The 17,520-nt window shown below is 49.1% G+C and carries 26 protein-coding genes; all 26 read right to left on the reverse strand.

From position 1 onward, the window contains the following. Positions 1–401: 401 nt before the first annotated feature. Entirely contained in the window at positions 402–842 is a 441-nt protein-coding gene (locus D1159_RS05790) for a transcriptional regulator (RefSeq protein ID WP_161844733.1), read from the reverse strand. After that, on the reverse strand, positions 823–1,494 hold the full coding sequence (locus D1159_RS05795; protein ID WP_202620952.1) for a DUF3990 domain-containing protein: 672 nt from the start codon (positions 1,492–1,494) through the stop codon (positions 823–825). Before D1159_RS05795 ends, D1159_RS05790 begins: the two co-directional genes overlap by 20 nt. A 45-nt stretch (positions 1,495–1,539) precedes the next feature. After that, on the reverse strand, positions 1,540–1,965 hold the full coding sequence (locus D1159_RS05800) for an NADAR family protein (RefSeq protein WP_161844734.1): 426 nt from the start codon (positions 1,963–1,965) through the stop codon (positions 1,540–1,542). Between the two features lie 271 nt (positions 1,966–2,236). Further along, entirely contained in the window at positions 2,237–2,500 is a 264-nt protein-coding gene (locus D1159_RS05805) for a hypothetical protein (RefSeq protein WP_347563639.1), read from the reverse strand. Between the two features lie 240 nt (positions 2,501–2,740). After that, the gene (locus D1159_RS05810) at positions 2,741–3,067 is read right to left on the reverse strand and encodes a DUF1599 domain-containing protein (RefSeq protein WP_161844736.1); all 327 of its coding nucleotides are present in this window, start codon (positions 3,065–3,067) and stop codon (positions 2,741–2,743) included. 13 nt (positions 3,068–3,080) lie between these two features. Then, positions 3,081–3,488 carry a hypothetical protein gene (locus tag D1159_RS05815; protein WP_161844737.1) on the reverse strand — a complete coding sequence of 136 codons (408 nt, stop codon included), beginning with the start codon at positions 3,486–3,488 and terminating at the stop codon, positions 3,081–3,083. Positions 3,489–3,555: 67 nt separating this feature from the next. Then, positions 3,556–3,744: a hypothetical protein gene (locus D1159_RS05820; RefSeq protein ID WP_161844738.1), complete on the reverse strand. Its 189-nt coding sequence runs from the start codon at positions 3,742–3,744 to the stop codon at positions 3,556–3,558. A 115-nt stretch (positions 3,745–3,859) separates the two neighbouring features. Then, entirely contained in the window at positions 3,860–4,315 is a 456-nt protein-coding gene (locus tag D1159_RS05825) for a nucleoside triphosphate pyrophosphohydrolase family protein (protein WP_243152134.1), read from the reverse strand. Positions 4,316–4,432: 117 nt separating this feature from the next. Continuing rightward, complete coding sequence (locus D1159_RS05830) at positions 4,433–4,624, reverse strand: hypothetical protein (protein WP_161844739.1); 192 nt, start codon at positions 4,622–4,624, stop codon at positions 4,433–4,435. Positions 4,625–4,728: 104 nt separating this feature from the next. Beyond that, positions 4,729–5,043, reverse strand: a complete 315-nt coding sequence (locus tag D1159_RS19135; protein WP_202620953.1) for a hypothetical protein — start codon at positions 5,041–5,043, stop codon at positions 4,729–4,731. Between the two features lie 123 nt (positions 5,044–5,166). Continuing rightward, positions 5,167–5,367: a hypothetical protein gene (locus tag D1159_RS05840; protein WP_161844740.1), complete on the reverse strand. Its 201-nt coding sequence runs from the start codon at positions 5,365–5,367 to the stop codon at positions 5,167–5,169. Positions 5,368–5,477: 110 nt separating this feature from the next. After that, positions 5,478–5,699, reverse strand: coding sequence for a hypothetical protein (locus D1159_RS05845; protein WP_161844741.1), 222 nt, complete (start codon positions 5,697–5,699; stop codon positions 5,478–5,480). 27 nt (positions 5,700–5,726) lie between these two features. Then, positions 5,727–6,434: a hypothetical protein gene (locus tag D1159_RS05850; RefSeq protein WP_161844742.1), complete on the reverse strand. Its 708-nt coding sequence runs from the start codon at positions 6,432–6,434 to the stop codon at positions 5,727–5,729. Further along, positions 6,421–6,741 carry a hypothetical protein gene (locus tag D1159_RS05855; RefSeq protein ID WP_161844743.1) on the reverse strand — a complete coding sequence of 107 codons (321 nt, stop codon included), beginning with the start codon at positions 6,739–6,741 and terminating at the stop codon, positions 6,421–6,423. Before D1159_RS05855 ends, D1159_RS05850 begins: the two co-directional genes overlap by 14 nt. Further along, on the reverse strand, positions 6,728–7,057 hold the full coding sequence (locus D1159_RS19535) for a hypothetical protein (RefSeq protein ID WP_243152135.1): 330 nt from the start codon (positions 7,055–7,057) through the stop codon (positions 6,728–6,730). Before D1159_RS19535 ends, D1159_RS05855 begins: the two co-directional genes overlap by 14 nt. Next, positions 7,054–8,022 carry a hypothetical protein gene (locus tag D1159_RS05865; RefSeq protein WP_243152136.1) on the reverse strand — a complete coding sequence of 323 codons (969 nt, stop codon included), beginning with the start codon at positions 8,020–8,022 and terminating at the stop codon, positions 7,054–7,056. Before D1159_RS05865 ends, D1159_RS19535 begins: the two co-directional genes overlap by 4 nt. Before the next feature lie 82 nt (positions 8,023–8,104). Continuing rightward, positions 8,105–9,358, reverse strand: a complete 1,254-nt coding sequence (locus tag D1159_RS05870; RefSeq protein ID WP_161844744.1) for a hypothetical protein — start codon at positions 9,356–9,358, stop codon at positions 8,105–8,107. Positions 9,359–9,494: 136 nt separating this feature from the next. Beyond that, positions 9,495–10,415 carry an N-6 DNA methylase gene (locus D1159_RS20180; RefSeq protein WP_347563640.1) on the reverse strand — a complete coding sequence of 307 codons (921 nt, stop codon included), beginning with the start codon at positions 10,413–10,415 and terminating at the stop codon, positions 9,495–9,497. Positions 10,416–10,482: 67 nt separating this feature from the next. Further along, complete coding sequence (locus D1159_RS05880; protein WP_161844745.1) at positions 10,483–10,953, reverse strand: hypothetical protein; 471 nt, start codon at positions 10,951–10,953, stop codon at positions 10,483–10,485. Between the two features lie 5 nt (positions 10,954–10,958). Then, entirely contained in the window at positions 10,959–11,156 is a 198-nt protein-coding gene (locus D1159_RS05885) for a hypothetical protein (RefSeq protein WP_161844746.1), read from the reverse strand. 5 nt (positions 11,157–11,161) lie between these two features. Next, positions 11,162–15,319, reverse strand: a complete 4,158-nt coding sequence (locus D1159_RS05890) for a DUF5906 domain-containing protein (protein ID WP_161844747.1) — start codon at positions 15,317–15,319, stop codon at positions 11,162–11,164. Positions 15,320–15,322: 3 nt separating this feature from the next. Continuing rightward, entirely contained in the window at positions 15,323–15,544 is a 222-nt protein-coding gene (locus D1159_RS05895; RefSeq protein WP_161844748.1) for a hypothetical protein, read from the reverse strand. Further along, positions 15,541–16,104 (reverse strand): hypothetical protein, encoded by a 564-nt coding sequence (locus D1159_RS05900; protein WP_161844749.1) that lies wholly within the window; start codon positions 16,102–16,104, stop codon positions 15,541–15,543. The genes D1159_RS05895 and D1159_RS05900 overlap by 4 nt, the downstream gene beginning before the upstream one ends. Before the next feature lie 16 nt (positions 16,105–16,120). Beyond that, positions 16,121–16,693, reverse strand: coding sequence for a hypothetical protein (locus D1159_RS05905; protein ID WP_161844750.1), 573 nt, complete (start codon positions 16,691–16,693; stop codon positions 16,121–16,123). Then, positions 16,683–16,847, reverse strand: a complete 165-nt coding sequence (locus tag D1159_RS05910; protein ID WP_161844751.1) for a histidine kinase — start codon at positions 16,845–16,847, stop codon at positions 16,683–16,685. The genes D1159_RS05905 and D1159_RS05910 overlap by 11 nt, the downstream gene beginning before the upstream one ends. A 118-nt stretch (positions 16,848–16,965) precedes the next feature. Continuing rightward, complete coding sequence (locus D1159_RS05915) at positions 16,966–17,514, reverse strand: cell wall hydrolase (protein ID WP_161844752.1); 549 nt, start codon at positions 17,512–17,514, stop codon at positions 16,966–16,968. Positions 17,515–17,520 lie beyond the last annotated feature (6 nt).

Raw genomic sequence — 17,520 nt, forward strand, 5'->3', positions numbered from 1 at the left:
AGAAAGAGCAGATCTCGCGGAGCCGTAAATTTTTGCTAAAAATGCCTCTCTGGCCAAAAGCCCACTTTTTTTCGCTAATTATATATAATTATTACTTTTTTCTTCGTATTAAATAAAGAAAAAAGTGGGAAAGTGGCCACAAACCCAGCAAGCCGTTGTGGCGCAAGGGTTTCGGGCTGGCCAATTTTAAAATAAAACTGGCCAAAAGCCCACTTTTTTTGGCCAAAAACATCCGTACACTCTCCAAAAACGCCTCAATTTCAAGTAAGTGGCCAAAACAAACTGGCCAAAGCCCACTTTCGGACAGTAAAAGTGGCCACAAATTTTCCTAACTTTCAGACATAAAAGCGGCCCAGTTCTATCTAACCTAAGATAGAACCGGGCCAAAATTGCGCCCTTTATCAAGTGGAATTCATCCATTCTTCAAAAATATCTGCGACATTCCTGACATCTTGCTCATGACCAACTGGATATAGGGCTAAAATCCGTTCAACTGAAATCTTCTTCAATATTCGCATAAAGGAAATGCTACTCTTCCATTGAAAATACGCAAGCACCCAACCAGCCCAATACTCCGGTGATTTTTGAGCATAGAATTCATGGGGATATTCATATTCCGGAAGACATAAGTCCTCAAGGACGAAGTTCACCAACTCTGCTCCGTTGCATCCAGCCACATATTTAGGGTAGCCAGATTCAAACATTAAAGCAACTCTAGATTTGGCAAATAGAGCGCAAAATGATGCAATATCCTCATTACAAGTGTTGGACACCCAATCAAACGCATGTCCTAAAACATCTTGCGCCGAATCAAGATATAGTTTACTGTAGGCGCGGGTCACTTGCAGTCATTCCCTCCCTAATAATATCGATCATAAAGATACCTGTGCTGTAGGTCGCATCTTTTGATAATTCCTGGTATATTTTTCTGGCCTCCTTATCACGTTCTTTGGCTTGTTTAGTATATCGCTTTGATTGTGCAGGGAGATTACCAGTGTATGCTATTTGCTTAAAAGCCTTTTCGCTCTTCAGCACAATTTGTTCACCAAGAGCACCAAGGTACATCGCCTTTTTCAGCTGTTCCAAAGAGATTCCATTGCTTACGAAATTTTTCGCAAAGGTAAAATAGGAATCGTCGGCTCGATATCCACGAACGATATCATACTTCTCTGGCGAAACAAAGAAATTTCTTTTCAAGTAATCCTTTGCCTCTTTTGATATACTTCCGTTTTCCCAATAAGAACGATATCTAGCTAAAATGGCGAGCCATGTCAAAATTCCATACTCCTCTGAGTTTAGATCAAGAACTCTGAGTCCAGAAAGATCAAGTTGATAAATGTTTGCAAATCCATCCGAACCCTTGGCACAGGCCCATTCCTTGGCAAGCTCAGGGTTTTCCGTACAATAAAAACCTCGCCCGTAATCATTTGTAGTTTTTCCCTTTCCAAGGATAGGTAGATCGATAATGCTTGTCGAGCCATGATATACAATCATTCTTATACACCTCCATGGCTATTATACCGGACACAAGCATATTTTTCAACTCGTCATCATCAGTTCACGCCGGACTTGCATCAGAATCTTCCCAAGATGATTCTCTCCGACACCGTGGCAGACTCCCCATACTCTATCTCCCCAGGTATTTCCCTCAATCAGTTCTGCATCACCAGTCTGAAGGAGTTTGCTAAGCAAATCGGGATTTTGAGAAAACTTCTCTTTACAGACTTGATACATTACATCATACTTTATGGTCCCCCAGTCAGGCCGAAGATTTACTTTCTGACCAAGTCTTTTTGCGCTTCTTGGGTCCAAATCACGGAACTCCTGCATTCTTTCAGGACATTTTGCCGCCTGGAAAGCGGCTTCATTATTTTCAAATCGAATACCCTGATAAATAACAGGCGCAATATAAAAATTACTGAGGAAAAAGTACTCCCCTTTGAATTCTTTGATTGCTCTAACCATATCGATATCTCCTGTAATCGGTTTTTATAGCAACTATACCATTAACCGGCCCTAATGTCTACCCTCTCACCTCCAGACCTTTCCACTTTTCTTATCCACTAAAACGATAGGACCACGAATCTCGAAACCCGCCACGTCACAGATATTCAGAATGACCTTGCGTAGCTTCAGAAAACGCGCTTCATCTCGGGCGATGTTCCTCATGGCTGCATAAACAGTCGGATCGGAATAACCCTCCGAGTTTTTTCTGGCATTTGCGGCCAAAAGTTAATCACCCCGTTTCCTTATGCCACTGCTCGACATCCACCCCGACTTGCTTCAGCATCTTGGTACAGAGCCAGACGTCATCTCCGGCATCCATCTCATACCGCTTGACCAGCTCATCGATGCAGACCCGGAAGCTGTCATAAAATTTCCTCAGCCTTTTGGGACCGAACCCAAACTGGTCGTGCAACACCCACAGAATCATGGCGTCGATTTCGGCCAGATGCTTTTGGTCGTACTCGGCAAGCTGGCGCTGTATTTCTAAGTTCACAGCTTTTTTCTCGGCAGCGGACATTGCGCCTCCGAATATCCTTCCGCCCGCTTTCTTGACTCTCATGGCAACCTCCAAGAATCCAGTTTTCCTTTGCGAAGAACATCGGTACAGCGATCATTGCGATGAAGATCGTGGCCGTAGCATCGCCCTCCAAGAACATGACCGGCAGCGTGCAGGCGATGAGCAGGAGAGCGTAGAGCTTATTGCGGATCAGTTCCGGTTTGAACATCGGGGCTTTCACTCCTTCTTCAAAGATATGTAGGATTCGCCGTTGGCGCACAGGGTGACATATTCTTCATGCTCCATCTCCAGAATGGTCATGATGGCGTAGTTAGCCAGGTCCATCAGCGTGTCCCGAATGGACTCATCCGTAACCTGCTGGCCGCCAGACTGAGTCAGGGTCTTGAAGCGGCTGAACTTGTCCCCCAGGCGGATGCGCGGCATCGCCATGCCCTCTTCAACAAAGGTCTGGTGGAAGCTGTCGCCGTAGTCATGGTTCTTGCGAGCATACAAGGCGTTCAATTCATCGCAGATGGCCTTATGCTTGACAACTTTTTCATTCATGGTGACGCCCTCCTTAAACTTCCCCGGTTTTGCGATACCGTTCGAGCGCCCTGTTGCATTTATAGAGGATTTGGGCTTTCACATAGTCTCTTGAAACTCCATATTGGGTGAGCATGACAAACGTGGTTGTCAACACATCACAAGCTTCCGCGAGGATGTCCTTTTCGGAACTCTTCCCCCTTTGCTTCTTCATGAGCTCTTTGATAAGCTCGGAGCACTCCTCGATGACATAGACACTCTGAGGAATACCCGACTGGACGTCCATTTCAGACACAGCTTTGATGGCCTTTTCCAGGGCGTGGTCGGGCCGCGGATAATAGTCGCAGCAGCTAATTTTGCCGGCACGAATTTTTTCGCGGTGCTCTTTGTCTTGTGCGTACCGGCAGCACAAAAGACAAACACAATTATTGCAGTCCATCATTTCCTCCTAAAAAAAAGAATATAAAAAGAGAAGAGCCCACGTTTCCGCAGGCTCTCCCCTTTGCCGGTTAGTCGGATTCTTTCGCGGCCGGCTCTCTTGTCGGTAAGCCGACGCCGGTTGCGATGTAACTTTGGCAGGCGAGAATGTCCTTATCGCTCATGCCCATGGCTTTGAGCCAATCGTTCATTCTCGTGACCTCAGTAATGGTCATCTCTTCCGTCGCCTCCTCTTCGATGATATTAGAACCTTGTTCCACCGTAAAGTATCCCCCTTTCCATAATAGGCGTTGAATTTTATGCACATAGCCGATCGTTACTGCTTCTTTTTGATCATCATACCATGTAAAACTGGCAGGTGTCAATTAGTTTAATTTAGTCATCCCCCGCCCTGCGATACAGGCTCCGTTCCGGTTCAAATCCGTTTGGATAACGCGCTTTGAGTTTTTCGATGTTGGTCTGCATAACAGTTTCCATCTTCCAGCCCAACGCAGTACATGCCTCCGCAATCATCCATAGACAGTCGCCAATCTCTTTCTCCAAATGTTCAGGATCAATTTTGTGTCCTTGATATTTCTTCTGGAATATACCGGCTACTTCCCCGGCCTCAGAGGCAAGTCCTAGAACCGAGTGCATAAGCATGTCCTGCTTCTGCTCATGGGGAATATTGCACGTCCGCATCGCTAAGCGTTGGTACTCATTTGGCGTCATACGCCTCTTTTCATTTTCATATGCTGCGACGAGAAAAGACACGCAGCAAGAAAAATCCTGCATGGGGCTTTTGCACTGAGCGCTGTAGTTAGGGCACTGGTCTTTGTATCTACAAGACATTGTGTAGTCTACCTCCTATTTGGTTGGAACCACTGGCTGGCTGGCTGCCGGGGTTTTGTCCGTCTTAAAATATAAAAAGAGAAGAGCCCACGTTTCCGTAAGCTCTCCCTTTGCTGGTTAGTTGGTCTTGTTTACGCCGGTCGGCTCCTTGGTCGGCAAGCCAACGCCGGTTGCGATGTAGTTCTGAACGACGAGAATTTCCGCATCGCTCAAGCCCAAGGCTTTGAGACATTCGGTCATTCTTGCCACTTCGACCACATTCATCATTTCCGTCGCCTCCTCTTCGATGATATTAGAACCATGTTCCATCGTAAAGTGTCCTCCTTTCCATAATAGGGGCTGCGTTTTCTGCGCAGGCTGACGGTTACTACTTCACTTGGTTCATAATATCACGTTGGGGGAGGATGTGTCAATCAGGTCATCGCAGGGGCCCTCTTGACTAAATCAATAAACCCGTGTTTTGTCGGCCAGGTCATTCCATCATCAGGGTCGCCAATTTCTTTCAAAAGAGCAGACCGACTTATCAAATTATCGGAATCGGTCTGACAGATTGTCATGAAATCGGCCTTAGTTTTTTCTTTGATTTCCGCCCATACTTCCTTAGAAGCCAGCTCATGCGTCCACACTGGATGCCCAAGTTTTTTTTCAATGTACTCGTGGAGATCGGAAAAATCGCACATCAAGACACCAGTGTAGGCCGAGACGATGATTTTTTCCATTTTGGTCATTTGTGGCCCTCCTTTTTCTTAGTTTAGAGGCTGCTCTTCTGGTTAGTTGCCGGGGTTTTATCCGTCTTAAAATATAAAAGAGAAGAGCCCACGTTTCCGTAAGCTCTCCTCTTTGGCCTGAGATTAGAATTTCAGCTTCTCGTTGATCTTTGCGAGCTGCTTCTCCGCCTTCTTCTGAATCTCGGTATTCGCGGCCTCGATTGCCAGGTCAAGGATTTCCTGCCAGTCTTCCAACTGGTCGAGGAGCATACCCTTGTACTGGTTATCTGTCATGCCTACAGAATCACCTCCATCCAGAAGGCGTAAATTGTCGCGTTCAGCCATAGCCTTAACAACCTCCTTCCACAATAAGAACCGCATTTTTTGCGCACGGCCAATGGTTTCTGCTTGTTTTAGTCCATCATACTATGTTTGGAAGGTAGGTGTCAATCAGCTCAGGTCTCATGCAACATGGATTTCGTAGGAACAAAGTGTACGCATTCCAGATCCACTCTTTTAATCCAGTCGAAGTCGCGGAGATATTTGACGCTCTTGTCCCCGATAGAAACCGAAACCGCATCGACTGCTTTCTGAGCATTCAGGAATTGTTCCTTGAAAGAACAGACTTTTCGATGCTCGCAGTTGGTGCAGCGAGTTTCTTTTACCCCTCCGTACATTTGTTTGCCTCCTTCTTCGATGGCCGCTTAATCATGGTGGCTCTCCACGTTGCAGGTAATGATCTCGCTGTAAGGCAGGCTCTCAATCCAGCGGCATACCTCCCGCCACTCGTCCAGCTTGTGGTTGCGCCGGTGCTGGTAGATGTTGGCCAGAACTTCATAGTTCAGCATGACAGTCCGCTTCTGGTTGTAGCTGGAGGGAAGTAGCTGAATCATCTGCCACCAGGCATCCTTGTTATTAGACTCAAATACCCAAGCAGTTCCATCCTCGTTATCAACAAGGCCACCGTTCAGATAAATATCACGCCAGAAGTTCAGTTCTTCAATTTTCTCTGTGAGTTTTCCAAGAGAACGCTTCACCAGATGTTCATAGGAGAAGTCCTCCAGCGTAAACTCCTTGGCGTGGATCTTGTGCATGGTAGAGCAGGAGTTGGCGACCGTACCCACCTTATAGGTGTCGAACTCCTTCCACCAGTAGAGCGGGGCTGTGATATCTACATATACCGCAATCATCCGGCGGAACTTTCCGTCCACCGAGCCGGCCTTAGCCAGCCGCAGCATGAGGTCATAGTCGGCCTCGCCAACTCGGAAGTCAGAGGGCAGAACATCTCCATAGTTATCTCCGATAATATCGCATAAGCCGCTATCGGACTTGTACCAACTGTTCATCGGGTTCCGCATTCCACGGATAGCGGGCTCCAGGCCCACGATTTTGGTTTTCTCAATCAGGATCATGATGTTCTCCTTTCGCAGACGGACCTTTGATAATCCGCTTCCTTGTGTCCTCATCCTTATCAATTTGGTAGAGAATATCAGTAGTCTCGTCCCGGAAGACAATTTCGGTTGGATCTACCCTCTGGATGCCATATTTGAACTCTACGATTCCGAACACTTTACTGAATACTCCGGCAGGTTCTCCGCCGACAAGAGGACTTGCAGGAATAGGCTTTGAGTAATACTCCCACATATGGAAATATCCAACTTCATCGTGGACGACACAAAGCCTGGTTGGGTGCTCGACAGTTAAGTTAAGATTGGCCATCGTCCGAAACCTCCTTCTCAGTCAGCTTCTTATACAGCTCCTCGGCCTCCTCACCTTGGAGCTGGTTAATGATTTGGACTTTCTCGCCGGCATCCTTGCGGCCAATAATGAGAACAGCAATGTCGCCATGGGCGTGGTCAAACCCGACCAGGAGTGTATCAGATGTTTTCACGATTACTTCCTCCAATTTCAGCTTCTTGGTATGTACTCCTACCGCAAAATTGCAGTTGTATGTCTCTTTCTTCCAGTCCGGCCAGTGCTCTGCCTTCCGACGTATCTCTGCATATTCCAGAGAATGCTTTGGCCTGTTAATCATTTCTTCTCCATTTTCCTGGCCTTACGCTTGTCGTACTCAGCCTTGTCGATGCGAACCATGCCGTTCTCGCCGTCCTTAAAGTAGCCGTTGAGCTCCACTTTCTTACCCTCGGGTGTGATGACGTAGAGATAGGCCACAGTATCGAAATCGCCGTTCTTGGGATCGGTTAGTAGCTCCTCTCGAACCACCTTGAATTTCCTGTCGGCGGGGAAGTAGGGCATGGTAATAGGCGCCAGCTTGTCAATGAGGCGGGTGGTAAAGCCGTTAGTGTAGGCAATATCGGGTTCGTCCACGTTGACCACCTGAACCCGGTTGGTATCGCTATAGGTCACGGTGCCGTCCGGAGCGATTTCTTTGAACAGAGAACGCAAGCGTTTGCATTGATAATGCTTGACGGGATCGTCCTTGGAAAAAGTCTCCGATACATCCTCCCAAACATCGGGGGTGTCTTCGATGGGCGTCAGGCATTTACCGTCGATGAGACGGTTGAGGATGCTCTTCGTGATCTGGATGCTGAAGCCAGAATGACCATCCCGTGACAGACAGCGGTAGGCTCTCAGCGCACTCTCGTAGCAGGCGATGCCATAGCCAGCATCCTCCGGTTTTTCAACGCCCTCTTTTTCGCTGATGCAGGCCAGCGTTACCTCACGGCCAGCCCAGTCAACGGGTTCGTCGTTCAAAGAGAGGAGACGCTCCACATCCCTGTCGGTGTGACCGTCCCACTCAGGGGCCTTCTCGACCTCCTGGCAGCGGAAGAGGTCCCAGTCCTTATCTTCATAGTGATAGGCGTAGGCTCCCTTAGGTGTGGTGATACCAACGATAAACCACCCGCCGCCGAACGGAACCTCGCCGTCCGAATGCTTGTGAGACTTCCATGCCGCGCCTGAGAAGGTATTGACCAAAGAGGCGAAGAGGATCAACCGCTGGTGATAGAGAGAGTTAAAGGTATGGAAGCCATCACTCACCTCACCGATAGGGCCGAGTTTCTCAGTAGGTATGCCGTTGTTAATACAAAATTGTTTCAAGTCCATAAGGTCCTCCTTTCAATTATGCGACTTCCGGCAACGACGTAATCTTAGGTATGGGTTTTGTAGACCACCCAACAAACTTGCCCTCGTTGAAGTTCTTCTTTGCTTTGAGAGACTTGCTGATAGCCAAGTCGATACCGGAAAAGCTCTTGAGATGGTAGTAGTAAAGGTTGCTATACGGTGTTGTCAAACGGTCGATTCTTCCGGCCGCCTGCACCATAACTTTGTAGGAATAGTTTTGAGAGTAAAATATAATGGTATCTGTGGTAATGCAATTCCAGCCCTCACACCCGGCGGTGTACTGAACGAGATAGACCCATTTATCTCCGCTGGGAATTTCCTGGTGCTTGTGGCCGTTCCACTCAGCGACTTCAGTTCCTTCCGGATAACCAAGAGATTTGAGAATATCCAGTTCATAGTCGAAGTTGTAGAAGATAATGACCTTGGGATGGTCTTCCATGAGCTCCAGAATTGCGACGCTGCGGGACTCATCGGAGTTGACAATTTTCCGAAGTGAATAGCACAACTCAGCGGCGGTTTCGATGGGCCGGTCCTCCCAGATGTTCCAGCGTTTTCGTGTGATGTCTTTGTAATTCGAGATATTGTAGCTGACTGGAATGTCCAGATGGTTGGACGTCGTGTGGCGCTCGAAATTCATCTCCACCAGAATACGGTTACGGAGTCGGATGAGTCGGCCGGTGTTAAGATAGCGGTCAACCTTTGGATACTTGGACCGCCAGTCATAGATAACATGCTGGTCGATGAAGTCGGTCTTGTTGCGATAGAACCCGTTGGCGATAAAGACGGGGATGTAGTCCTGCCAGGTATCCCCCGGGGTAGCCGAGAGCAGTATCCATTTGTTGGACTTGGCGATTTTCAGGAATGCTTTTGTCCAGGCACCATATCCGACAACACGCTGCTCATCGAATATAAAGAATGCGTCTTTAATGCCCTTATACTTGCCGATGTTGTTCCATGAGTCTACGACCACCGTGTTTTTGTAGTAGTTGGCCTCTGAATGCACCGACAGCAGAAACGGTGCCAGCTCCTCTCCCCACTCGCAGGTATCTCGTTTTCTCGCGGTGGTGATGATATAGAGGTCTCTCGGCTTTTTCATGATGCTGTCAGCTTCATCGAGATTTCCGCCCTGCTGCTGGTAATAGTAAGCGAGGCCAGTCCGAGATTTACCCGAACCGACCCCGCCACAGAGGATACAGCCATTGTGCATTTTTGCGAGGGCTTTTTGCTGGTGGTCGAAAAGGGTAATGCTCATTTGGACTCCCGGCCCAAGTTGAACGCCTTAATGGCAAACTCAATCAACTTGATAATTCCACACACACCCAAGAGTACAAAGTACCAGGTAGGAGCGCTCAACTGGGTTCCAATCCCGTACAATAAAACAAGTGCAATCATTCCGGCTCTTCTCCTTTCTGAAGTAATCTATCCATCTGGTGAATAGCTCGCCGCATGACCCAAACGTCCGAAAAATACATAGGTGTAAACCAGTAATTTTCGAGCGAATCGCTGGTTGCCATAGGCTCAGTGAGGGAGTTTCCGACCTTAATATAGGCCGCAACACCGAGTAATGACAGTTGGATGTAGCACATGAGCGCTACTGTCTCGTCGATGTCCTGACCGGACACTAAAATGTGGTTCTGGAAATTCATGCAGGCTTCTTCGAGTCTTCTTTTAGCGCAGTTCACACCGGCAATCAGTGTTGCGCCAGCACCACAACAAGGGTCATTGAGCGTGATATAACCATTCTCTTTGACTTGTTGAACTACATCACCCATGGCAATGTCGGCCATGAGCTGGCAAACGCTATAGGGGGTGAAATGTTGTTTGCGTCCCTCATCTTGAAGTCCAAGCTGAGTATAAAGCCGGCCAAGGAAGTCTTGCTCGGAGTTAAACTCCAACGCCATGACCGTATGCGCAAACAGAGTGGGAAATTTGTCCTGTTCCTCTTTATTGTACTTTTTGATGATGCGGAGGTAGCGAGCTTCCCGCTTTTCGTAATGTGCCTTATCCACCGGATTAGACAAAGCACAGGCAGCCATGACAACAAAGTCATTCCAAATATCCCAGCCGCGATGCCGGTAAGTAAGCGACTTGAATGTTTTTAGGAACTCATTCTCGATGTCGGTTGACTGCCTTTTGGGCGCGACTTTCTTCTCCAGAGGACGTTTCGGCATAACAGTTGGAATAAAGTATTCAGGAATTTGGGGTGGAACAAAAGGTTTCGGCCCAAACTTCGGTTTTGCCGGAACCGGGGGCGGTGCTTGCTTAGGTTTGGTTTTCTTCTCCGACTTCTTTTTCCTCCAAATAGGCACAACGATATATTCTCCTTTCAAAAACGCAAGGGCGCCGGCTACCTCCTAACCAGCGCCCCACGGCCCGTTACTCCTGCGGATACTCCTCGCTGGCATACTTCTCTGCGAACTCGTCTTCCTCGATGGTGACGTACATGACCTTGAGGTAGGCCTTAACGCCGGACTTACCATTGACCTCCCAGTTGCTGGGATTGATAATAAGATCCACATTGCGGATCTCGGCGAAGTCCAGGGTTCCGATGGATTCCTCGTCCAGCCTAGTCTTGGCCCGCCTGGTGAGCATATAGACGTTGGGCGGGAAGTTGTCGAACCGGACCGCCACCTGGATGTAGTACAGGGGGAAGTCATTCTCATCCCGGGGCGGACGGACGCGAACGTTCCAACCGTCATCGGTCAGCTTCTGCGCCATCACAGCGTCCTCAATGATAACGCAGAAGTTGCGGTCACCAGCCCGGTTGTACTTGCTTTCACGTCCGGAAAAGTTCCGGAAGATGATACGAGCATTCTCAATGCTGAGGTTGTCCAATTTGCGAACCATAGTCGTTATCCCCTTTTCAAGTTTTCAATTTCCTCTTCCAGTTTTTTGACGCGATTTAGAATTTTCCCCTCGCAAGCCATTGCCGAGAGGATGAACACAATGACCATAGTGATGTGGAAGCCACACAAGACATGGCGATTTGTGATATAAGCCGACAATGCGGCAAAAGCGTTTACAATCGCAATTATCAATGCAATCGTCATCTGCCTCACCTCACATCAAACGGCGTGGGGCCCTCGCCATGGGGTTCGTCCGGACCATACCAGGGAGGCGTGTCGTTCTTGACATATGGGTCATCAGACACAAACCACTCGAAATCGCCGAACTTGGAAATATCAGTGGCCACAGCGTCCACGAGGGCGTCGTAGTAAACCCGGTTGATGTCGCCCTCTTTGCCGAGCTGCTTGACCATCTCGGACTCCAGCCAACGATACCCCTTTGTCCCAGCTGCGGCGTCATATTTCTTCCAGCCGGTTTTCTTATCCTCAGACTCCCGACATAAGAGCCCACCGCCACAGCCATCCTTAATGGGACAGAATTGCCCCACCTTTCCGATGAAGACGTAGTCGTGGCCTTTTGTAATGAGCTCGGTTAACTCTTCAGCTCTTGCACATTTTTGTTCCATTTCCGAATTATGCGGAAGTGACGTATTGCAGATGTCTTTCCAAAGGGCTGCGTGCTCCTTTTCATATGAGGTCACATCCGGCAAATTCTCATTCATGTCCAGATACAGAGCGCCCGTAACGGACTTGGTCTCACACATGTCGGCGAAGGTGATCTCCTCGTGAGTAAAGAGCTTCTTAAACACATAGGGGATCTGAAACTGGGCGCCGGTTGCCGTCCATTGCCCTCCATGTTTTTTGCAATCCTTAAGGATGCCCTTACTGCTGTTGACATACGCCTCCCCGTACAACTTGACGCAGTGTTCGACTGTCGCGTACTTGGCAATGTACACAGCGTTGTTGACCAGGCACATACGGTCATAGGTGGCCTCATGCTCGAAAATATAACCGTATATCTTGCCGTACTCCATGACGAACCGGATGATTTCCGGCGTGGCATCCGGAATCTTGATGGAGTCCGTCTTGATGTGGGCAACCGTAAAGCCCCGTTTCTGGACCTCATGCTTGAGGTTGACCATAAACAGGGCTCCGCGCTTGGCGACGATATTGTCTTTGTTTCTGTTGTCCCGAAACGGGTTTTCGAAGCCGGCCGATGTCAGGCCGTAGACAGAATTGATGGCGATTTTCAGAGCCTGGGCCAAGGCATCCGCAGCACTTTCGTCCGTCAGGTACTTGGCCAATGCGCCATTCAGCATCTTACGAGCTCTGTCGAACTCCTTATGTTTGATGGCGACACGGGCGTCACGGATTTCCTGGAATCGCTTGGTGTATTCCGGACCAAACAGCTCCTCGGCAATGATGCTGGAGGGGTGCATGGAAGCGATGTCCAGCAAGGCGATGTTTCCATACATGCCAGGCTCCGCATAAACATAACCGCCCTCGCCGACTTCCTCACCACGGTAGATGGATTTTCCATTTTCAAACTTGTAGCCCGGGAAGACGGGCCGCCCTTTTTTGTCAAATGCTGTATACTGATCGTACTTGGAATCCCCCATCGTAAACGGAAGTTCTTCGATCTGGCTCACATCACCCATGTCACGATAGCGAAACGCGTCCTGTGGGCGCTTGTTGCCGCCAAAGATGATGTGAGCAGTCAGAGTGTTGGTGGTGTCGTTGACCGTCATACCGGCCACGTCCGCCAGAATCTCACGAGCGACGAAGTCCGCTTTGCGGGCGTTGAAGACCGCCTCGGTGGCGATGACATCGTTGTCGCAGTATTCCGCGACTTTCTGCCACATACTCTCAGGAACGGGCTGATCCCAGGGAAGCCCCAGCTCCTGGTGATGAATACCCAGCTCAATCTCCCATTTCTTCAGGCTCTGCTTCTTGGAGCAGAAGTCGTAAACATCCGTATAAGAGACGTTATAGGCCTCACCAAAGAAGCAGTTATTGCTTTTTACCTTTTTCTCATTGCCAATGATCTTTTGCGAGAGGTTGTAGAGCTGCTCGTTAGTGTAGCCCATCAGGCGGGCGTAGAGAAGATGGTTGTCATACCGCCGGCAATTAAACCCGACGAGCCTGAATTTCATCAGGCCCTCGATCTCCTGAGGCGTGGGGTTAATCATCCGAACCACTGTTTTGCCGCCAGCAAACTTCCAGTTCACCAAGAAAAGGTTCGGAAAGATCTCTACATCATAGAAGACAAGGTCTGCCTCGTCATTATTAGCGGCGGGGGCATTGTCGGCAGACTTGAACGGCATCTTGTTCACCAGCTTAATGCAGTAGTCGGCCTGGTTGGTACTGTTGGCTGCAAAGGCCAGGACGGCGTTGCGCATGTCGGTCACGTCATAAGTCATGCCGCTCTCATACGCATCCGTCAAAATTTTGTGGATGAAGTCGATACTAGGCTTAGTTGCCGGGTGAATCTCTTTGTTGAGATTTCGCTTGATTTGCACCCTAAGCCCTTTCTCGCTTTGAACCACTTTGGTGTTTACCACGCTGTTTTCTCCTTTCAACGGTAACCCAGAGCTTATCGTAGCAATAGGCAGGTTATTGCATTTGGTCAGTTTCCGGCGCAGCGAGCTTTTGCCAGTGAAGACCTTTACCTCGATATGGTCATCGTAGATACGACTGAGCCTCGCCGGGTCACCGGTGTAGATGTAGTGCAGATGAATGCCGCACCCGCTTTTGCTTACTTCCGCATAGGTCGCCGGCCATTTACTCGCCTCGGCCAAATTCCGTTCAAAGGACTTACTCCCCTGCTCGTCCGGAATATCAAAGTCGATGACGATGTGGTTCTCTGGAAGTTTGACATAGTGGAGCCGTTTGGTATCAAGCTGTGAGAGGTTTTGAGAAACCTTCTCCCATTTCTGGGCCGGTGTCTCTTTTGATGTGGCATACTGGGCCGGACAGGCGGCGCACTCCTGATCGAAAATAGACTCCGCGGCATCGAATCGGATGCGTCTGCTGGGCACCGGTTCCGTTTTCTCTTCTGGGACCTGTTCCTCAAACTTCTCCGTCCGAAAACCGCTGTAGTAGCTTCTGACACGGCCTCCGTCCGTCAAGTTGAACCGATTGCTATACTCCCGGAAATAGTTCTTGAGCTCTTCCTTGAACACCATTTTTGTCAGCGGATAGGGCACCTTTGCCTCATCACAATAGGTCTTATACATCTCCCACGCTGCTTTCAAACTAGTACCATCTTCCCGCTTGAACACATGGTAGGAGTCGATGATAAAATTGTAAAAATCGTTAGAGGCCCCTAGCATAGCGATGGGAATGTAACTGTCGTAGTAGCCCGGGTTATTCAAATATACTTCCCGGCAACGATAAGCGATGGCGCCAAGTTCAAACTGGATCTGCTTGATGAGGGTCTGATATTCATCAGGCGGAAGTTTGTTCCCCGTGGGAGAAACATCGATCAGCCTGCGAATCAGTCCCGACTTGCCGTCTGTGATCTTTACAGGCTTATTGGTACCCATGATAAGGAACGCTTTAAACCGGTTGGAATAGGCCGAACGAAACTTCTCATTTACGGTCATCAGTTCATGGGACACCAGGCTATTGATGCGGGTGTTGTCCTCAATGCGGGAGAGGTCACCGTCGTGCTGGATCGCCACAAGTGGGTTTGAGCGAAATGCCTCCAGCGCGAACGCATTGCTGGAAGAACCCAGGGTTTTGGCGTCGAAGCTAGTGTAATATCCATCAAAGAGCTGCTGGACGATTTCAATGATTGTGCTTTTTCCAGTGCCAACCGCGCCATAGAACACCATAAATTTCTGAATCCTTTTGGACTCGCCTGTCACGATAGAACCAATGGCCCATTCGATTTTGTGCATCTCCTCTGGAGAATATAAAGTCGATACAAGCCTGTCCCACGCCGGCGTATCCCCTTGCTCCAGAGGATACGCCAGCGTTTTGCTGGCATAGTCCCTCTTTCCCGTCTTGGTGTTGGAAAATATCAGATTTTCGTCAAGCATATGGAACTGGTCTTTCATCTGCTTTTGACAGTATTTATGCCAAGTGTCAATCATGCCGCTCTCCGCATCCCACATATGCATGACGCGATAGTTTTCGTCGAGGCGCTTGCAGTTCTTTTCCGCGTACCGGTCCAGTTCACGGTCGATCAGGTCAACCGCGTCCTGTTCATCAGTCGACCATAATCCCCGTTCCTCAATCCAGATCGCATAGAAATCGCCGCCTCTAATCATGAGGTCGCTGCTTTTCTTGATGATAAACTTGGGATAGATCTCAATGACGCCGCGTTTACCGATGCGCGTTGAAATCATCAAGAAATCTAGCATTGTTTACTCCCCTTCGCTGTGCTCCAACTTCTTCATCCGAATGGTGAGCCGATAGACCTGCTCCTCCAGCTTTCGCCGCTCAATTTCAGACAAAATAGCGCAGCCGGCTGCAATTACAGCGATGGCCTTAAAGGCTCTGTTGCTCCGGTTTTGCCTGTTGAACTTGGCCAGGAATTCCCTGGACGGCGTGACTGTCACAAAAATATGATGAGTGATGTTCTTCATACGAAACTCCCTTCCCTGATAATTTCGTTCAGATAGCAGTTCATCTGATACCAGATTTCAATGGACCTCATATCAAAACGGCTATCATTGATGGTGAAGAGACCACCCTCGCCATTTCGCCGATAGTTGCGGTCAAGGAAGCGTTCAAGGACTGCGTCCACATAGCTTCGATTAAACCTCGCATCTGTCATGGATCCAAGGCCCAGACTGGTCAGCATATTCCAGAACCATTGGCCGGTTCGGTTACCAATGTCGGGGTTGTCCATCAAATGCTCTTCGCAGCGAATTGCAAGGGCGGTCATCATTTCCAGGATACTGCACGAACGGTCGTCCAGAAAGCCGGCGACCATCGCGTCACAGTAGTCATACTCGCGACCGAACCGATACCTAAGCGCGATGCCGTCTTCGGCCCGGTTGCCGTCCATCGGAATCGTATATACAAATTCCGTATCGTACAGTCTGACAAACAGCTTACGATAGGACTTATTAGAATATCGGTCATCGACCACGAGCCGGTACATCCAATCAAAATACTGATCGATTAGTTCGTCTCTGGTCAAGGATCAGACCTCCTTATCAGCGGTTCGGAGGAAGGGCTTTCTGGAACTCGGCGAACTCACGAAGATCCTCAAGAATCTCGTAGTCGCACCGCCTGGCGTCGTTTCGGACATACACACAGTCCTCCTCATACTCGCCGATGTGCTCTAGGGCGTCACCGACAATTTCCTCCACGTTATCGACGACCTCGCCGTACTCGTCGGCCAGAACACCATCGGCGAAGCAGGTCAAACTTACCTTGGCGTACTCCTCGCTTTCTCCAAACTCGTCCGGAGAAATCACGTAGGGCAGTTTACCAGGTCTCACCCCCGTTTTAGGCTCGACTGAGTTGGAATAGTTGGTATATCCGGCCTCCTGTACTCTCTTCGCGTAATCAACGATACTGGGCTTATCCTGTACGACTCCAGGCGCCAACTTCACTGCCGGTGTCGAAGCAGGCTTCTCCTGTAGCGGCCTGGATTGGGCATAGGCCTCTTTCACCGAAGCAATCTCCTGCTCGGCAATGAATGCATATTTTCTCTTGGCATAGTACCAGACCGCCGCTCCGCCTACGGCAAGCCCGGCAATGAATGTGGAAATTTTACTCATCATAGGTACTCTCCTCGTCTTTGATACTCATCACAGTGATGGCCAGCCCACCGAACAGCATGGCCGCGCTCAGCAGCAGCCCGCCGGTGATATGGCGCTTCCGTCTTGTATCTAGAACATAGTCGATCATGGAGACCAGGTTCGCAAAGCTCTCCATGACCATTACCTCCCGGACGATAGGACGGCTACGCCGCTGACAAGGCACAGGCCAGACATCGTCGCCAACGTATAGGACAGCAGGGACCGAAGAATTTTTTTCATGATTACTCCTCCTTTTAGTCATAACTTGAAAAATAGTGGTGTTCAATCTGGAACATTGGGACGCCGTAATCGCTGTAACGCCTTGTCCGGAAAAATATCACATCGTAGTTGGTTCTATTCTCAATTTCCTCGCGCACAAGCTGTACCAGTTCATCTTTGACCCAACAGCGGTCAATATAGGGCGACTGTATTCCTGCATATTGATTACGTTGATACACAACATCATAAATGTTATCAGGAAAATGCGGGTCGTCAACGCGGTTGAGAACAGTGTCAATCACCAGCCGCTGCCCTTCCTCGCACTCACATCCGGCTTCCGCCATAGTCAACAGCGCTATCAGCGCTATTTCATCATCCGATACAGAGAACTTCGCCTCAACCGGCAGTGTTTCCTTGATAGGCGGCGGTGGGATAATGGGAATATATTTCATTTTTGGTGTGGCCGGTCTAATCACAGCAGTAATAGCAGCAACCTCCTGTGTTTCAATGGGTACGAAAAGTGCATAGGAAAACGTGGTCAGAGAAAAAACCATCATAAGAAGGAAGGCGATACATTTTTTCATGTCCTG

The sequence above is a fragment of the Pseudoflavonifractor sp. 524-17 genome (assembly GCF_009935845.1).
GTDB lineage: Bacteria > Bacillota > Clostridia > Oscillospirales > Oscillospiraceae > Pseudoflavonifractor_A.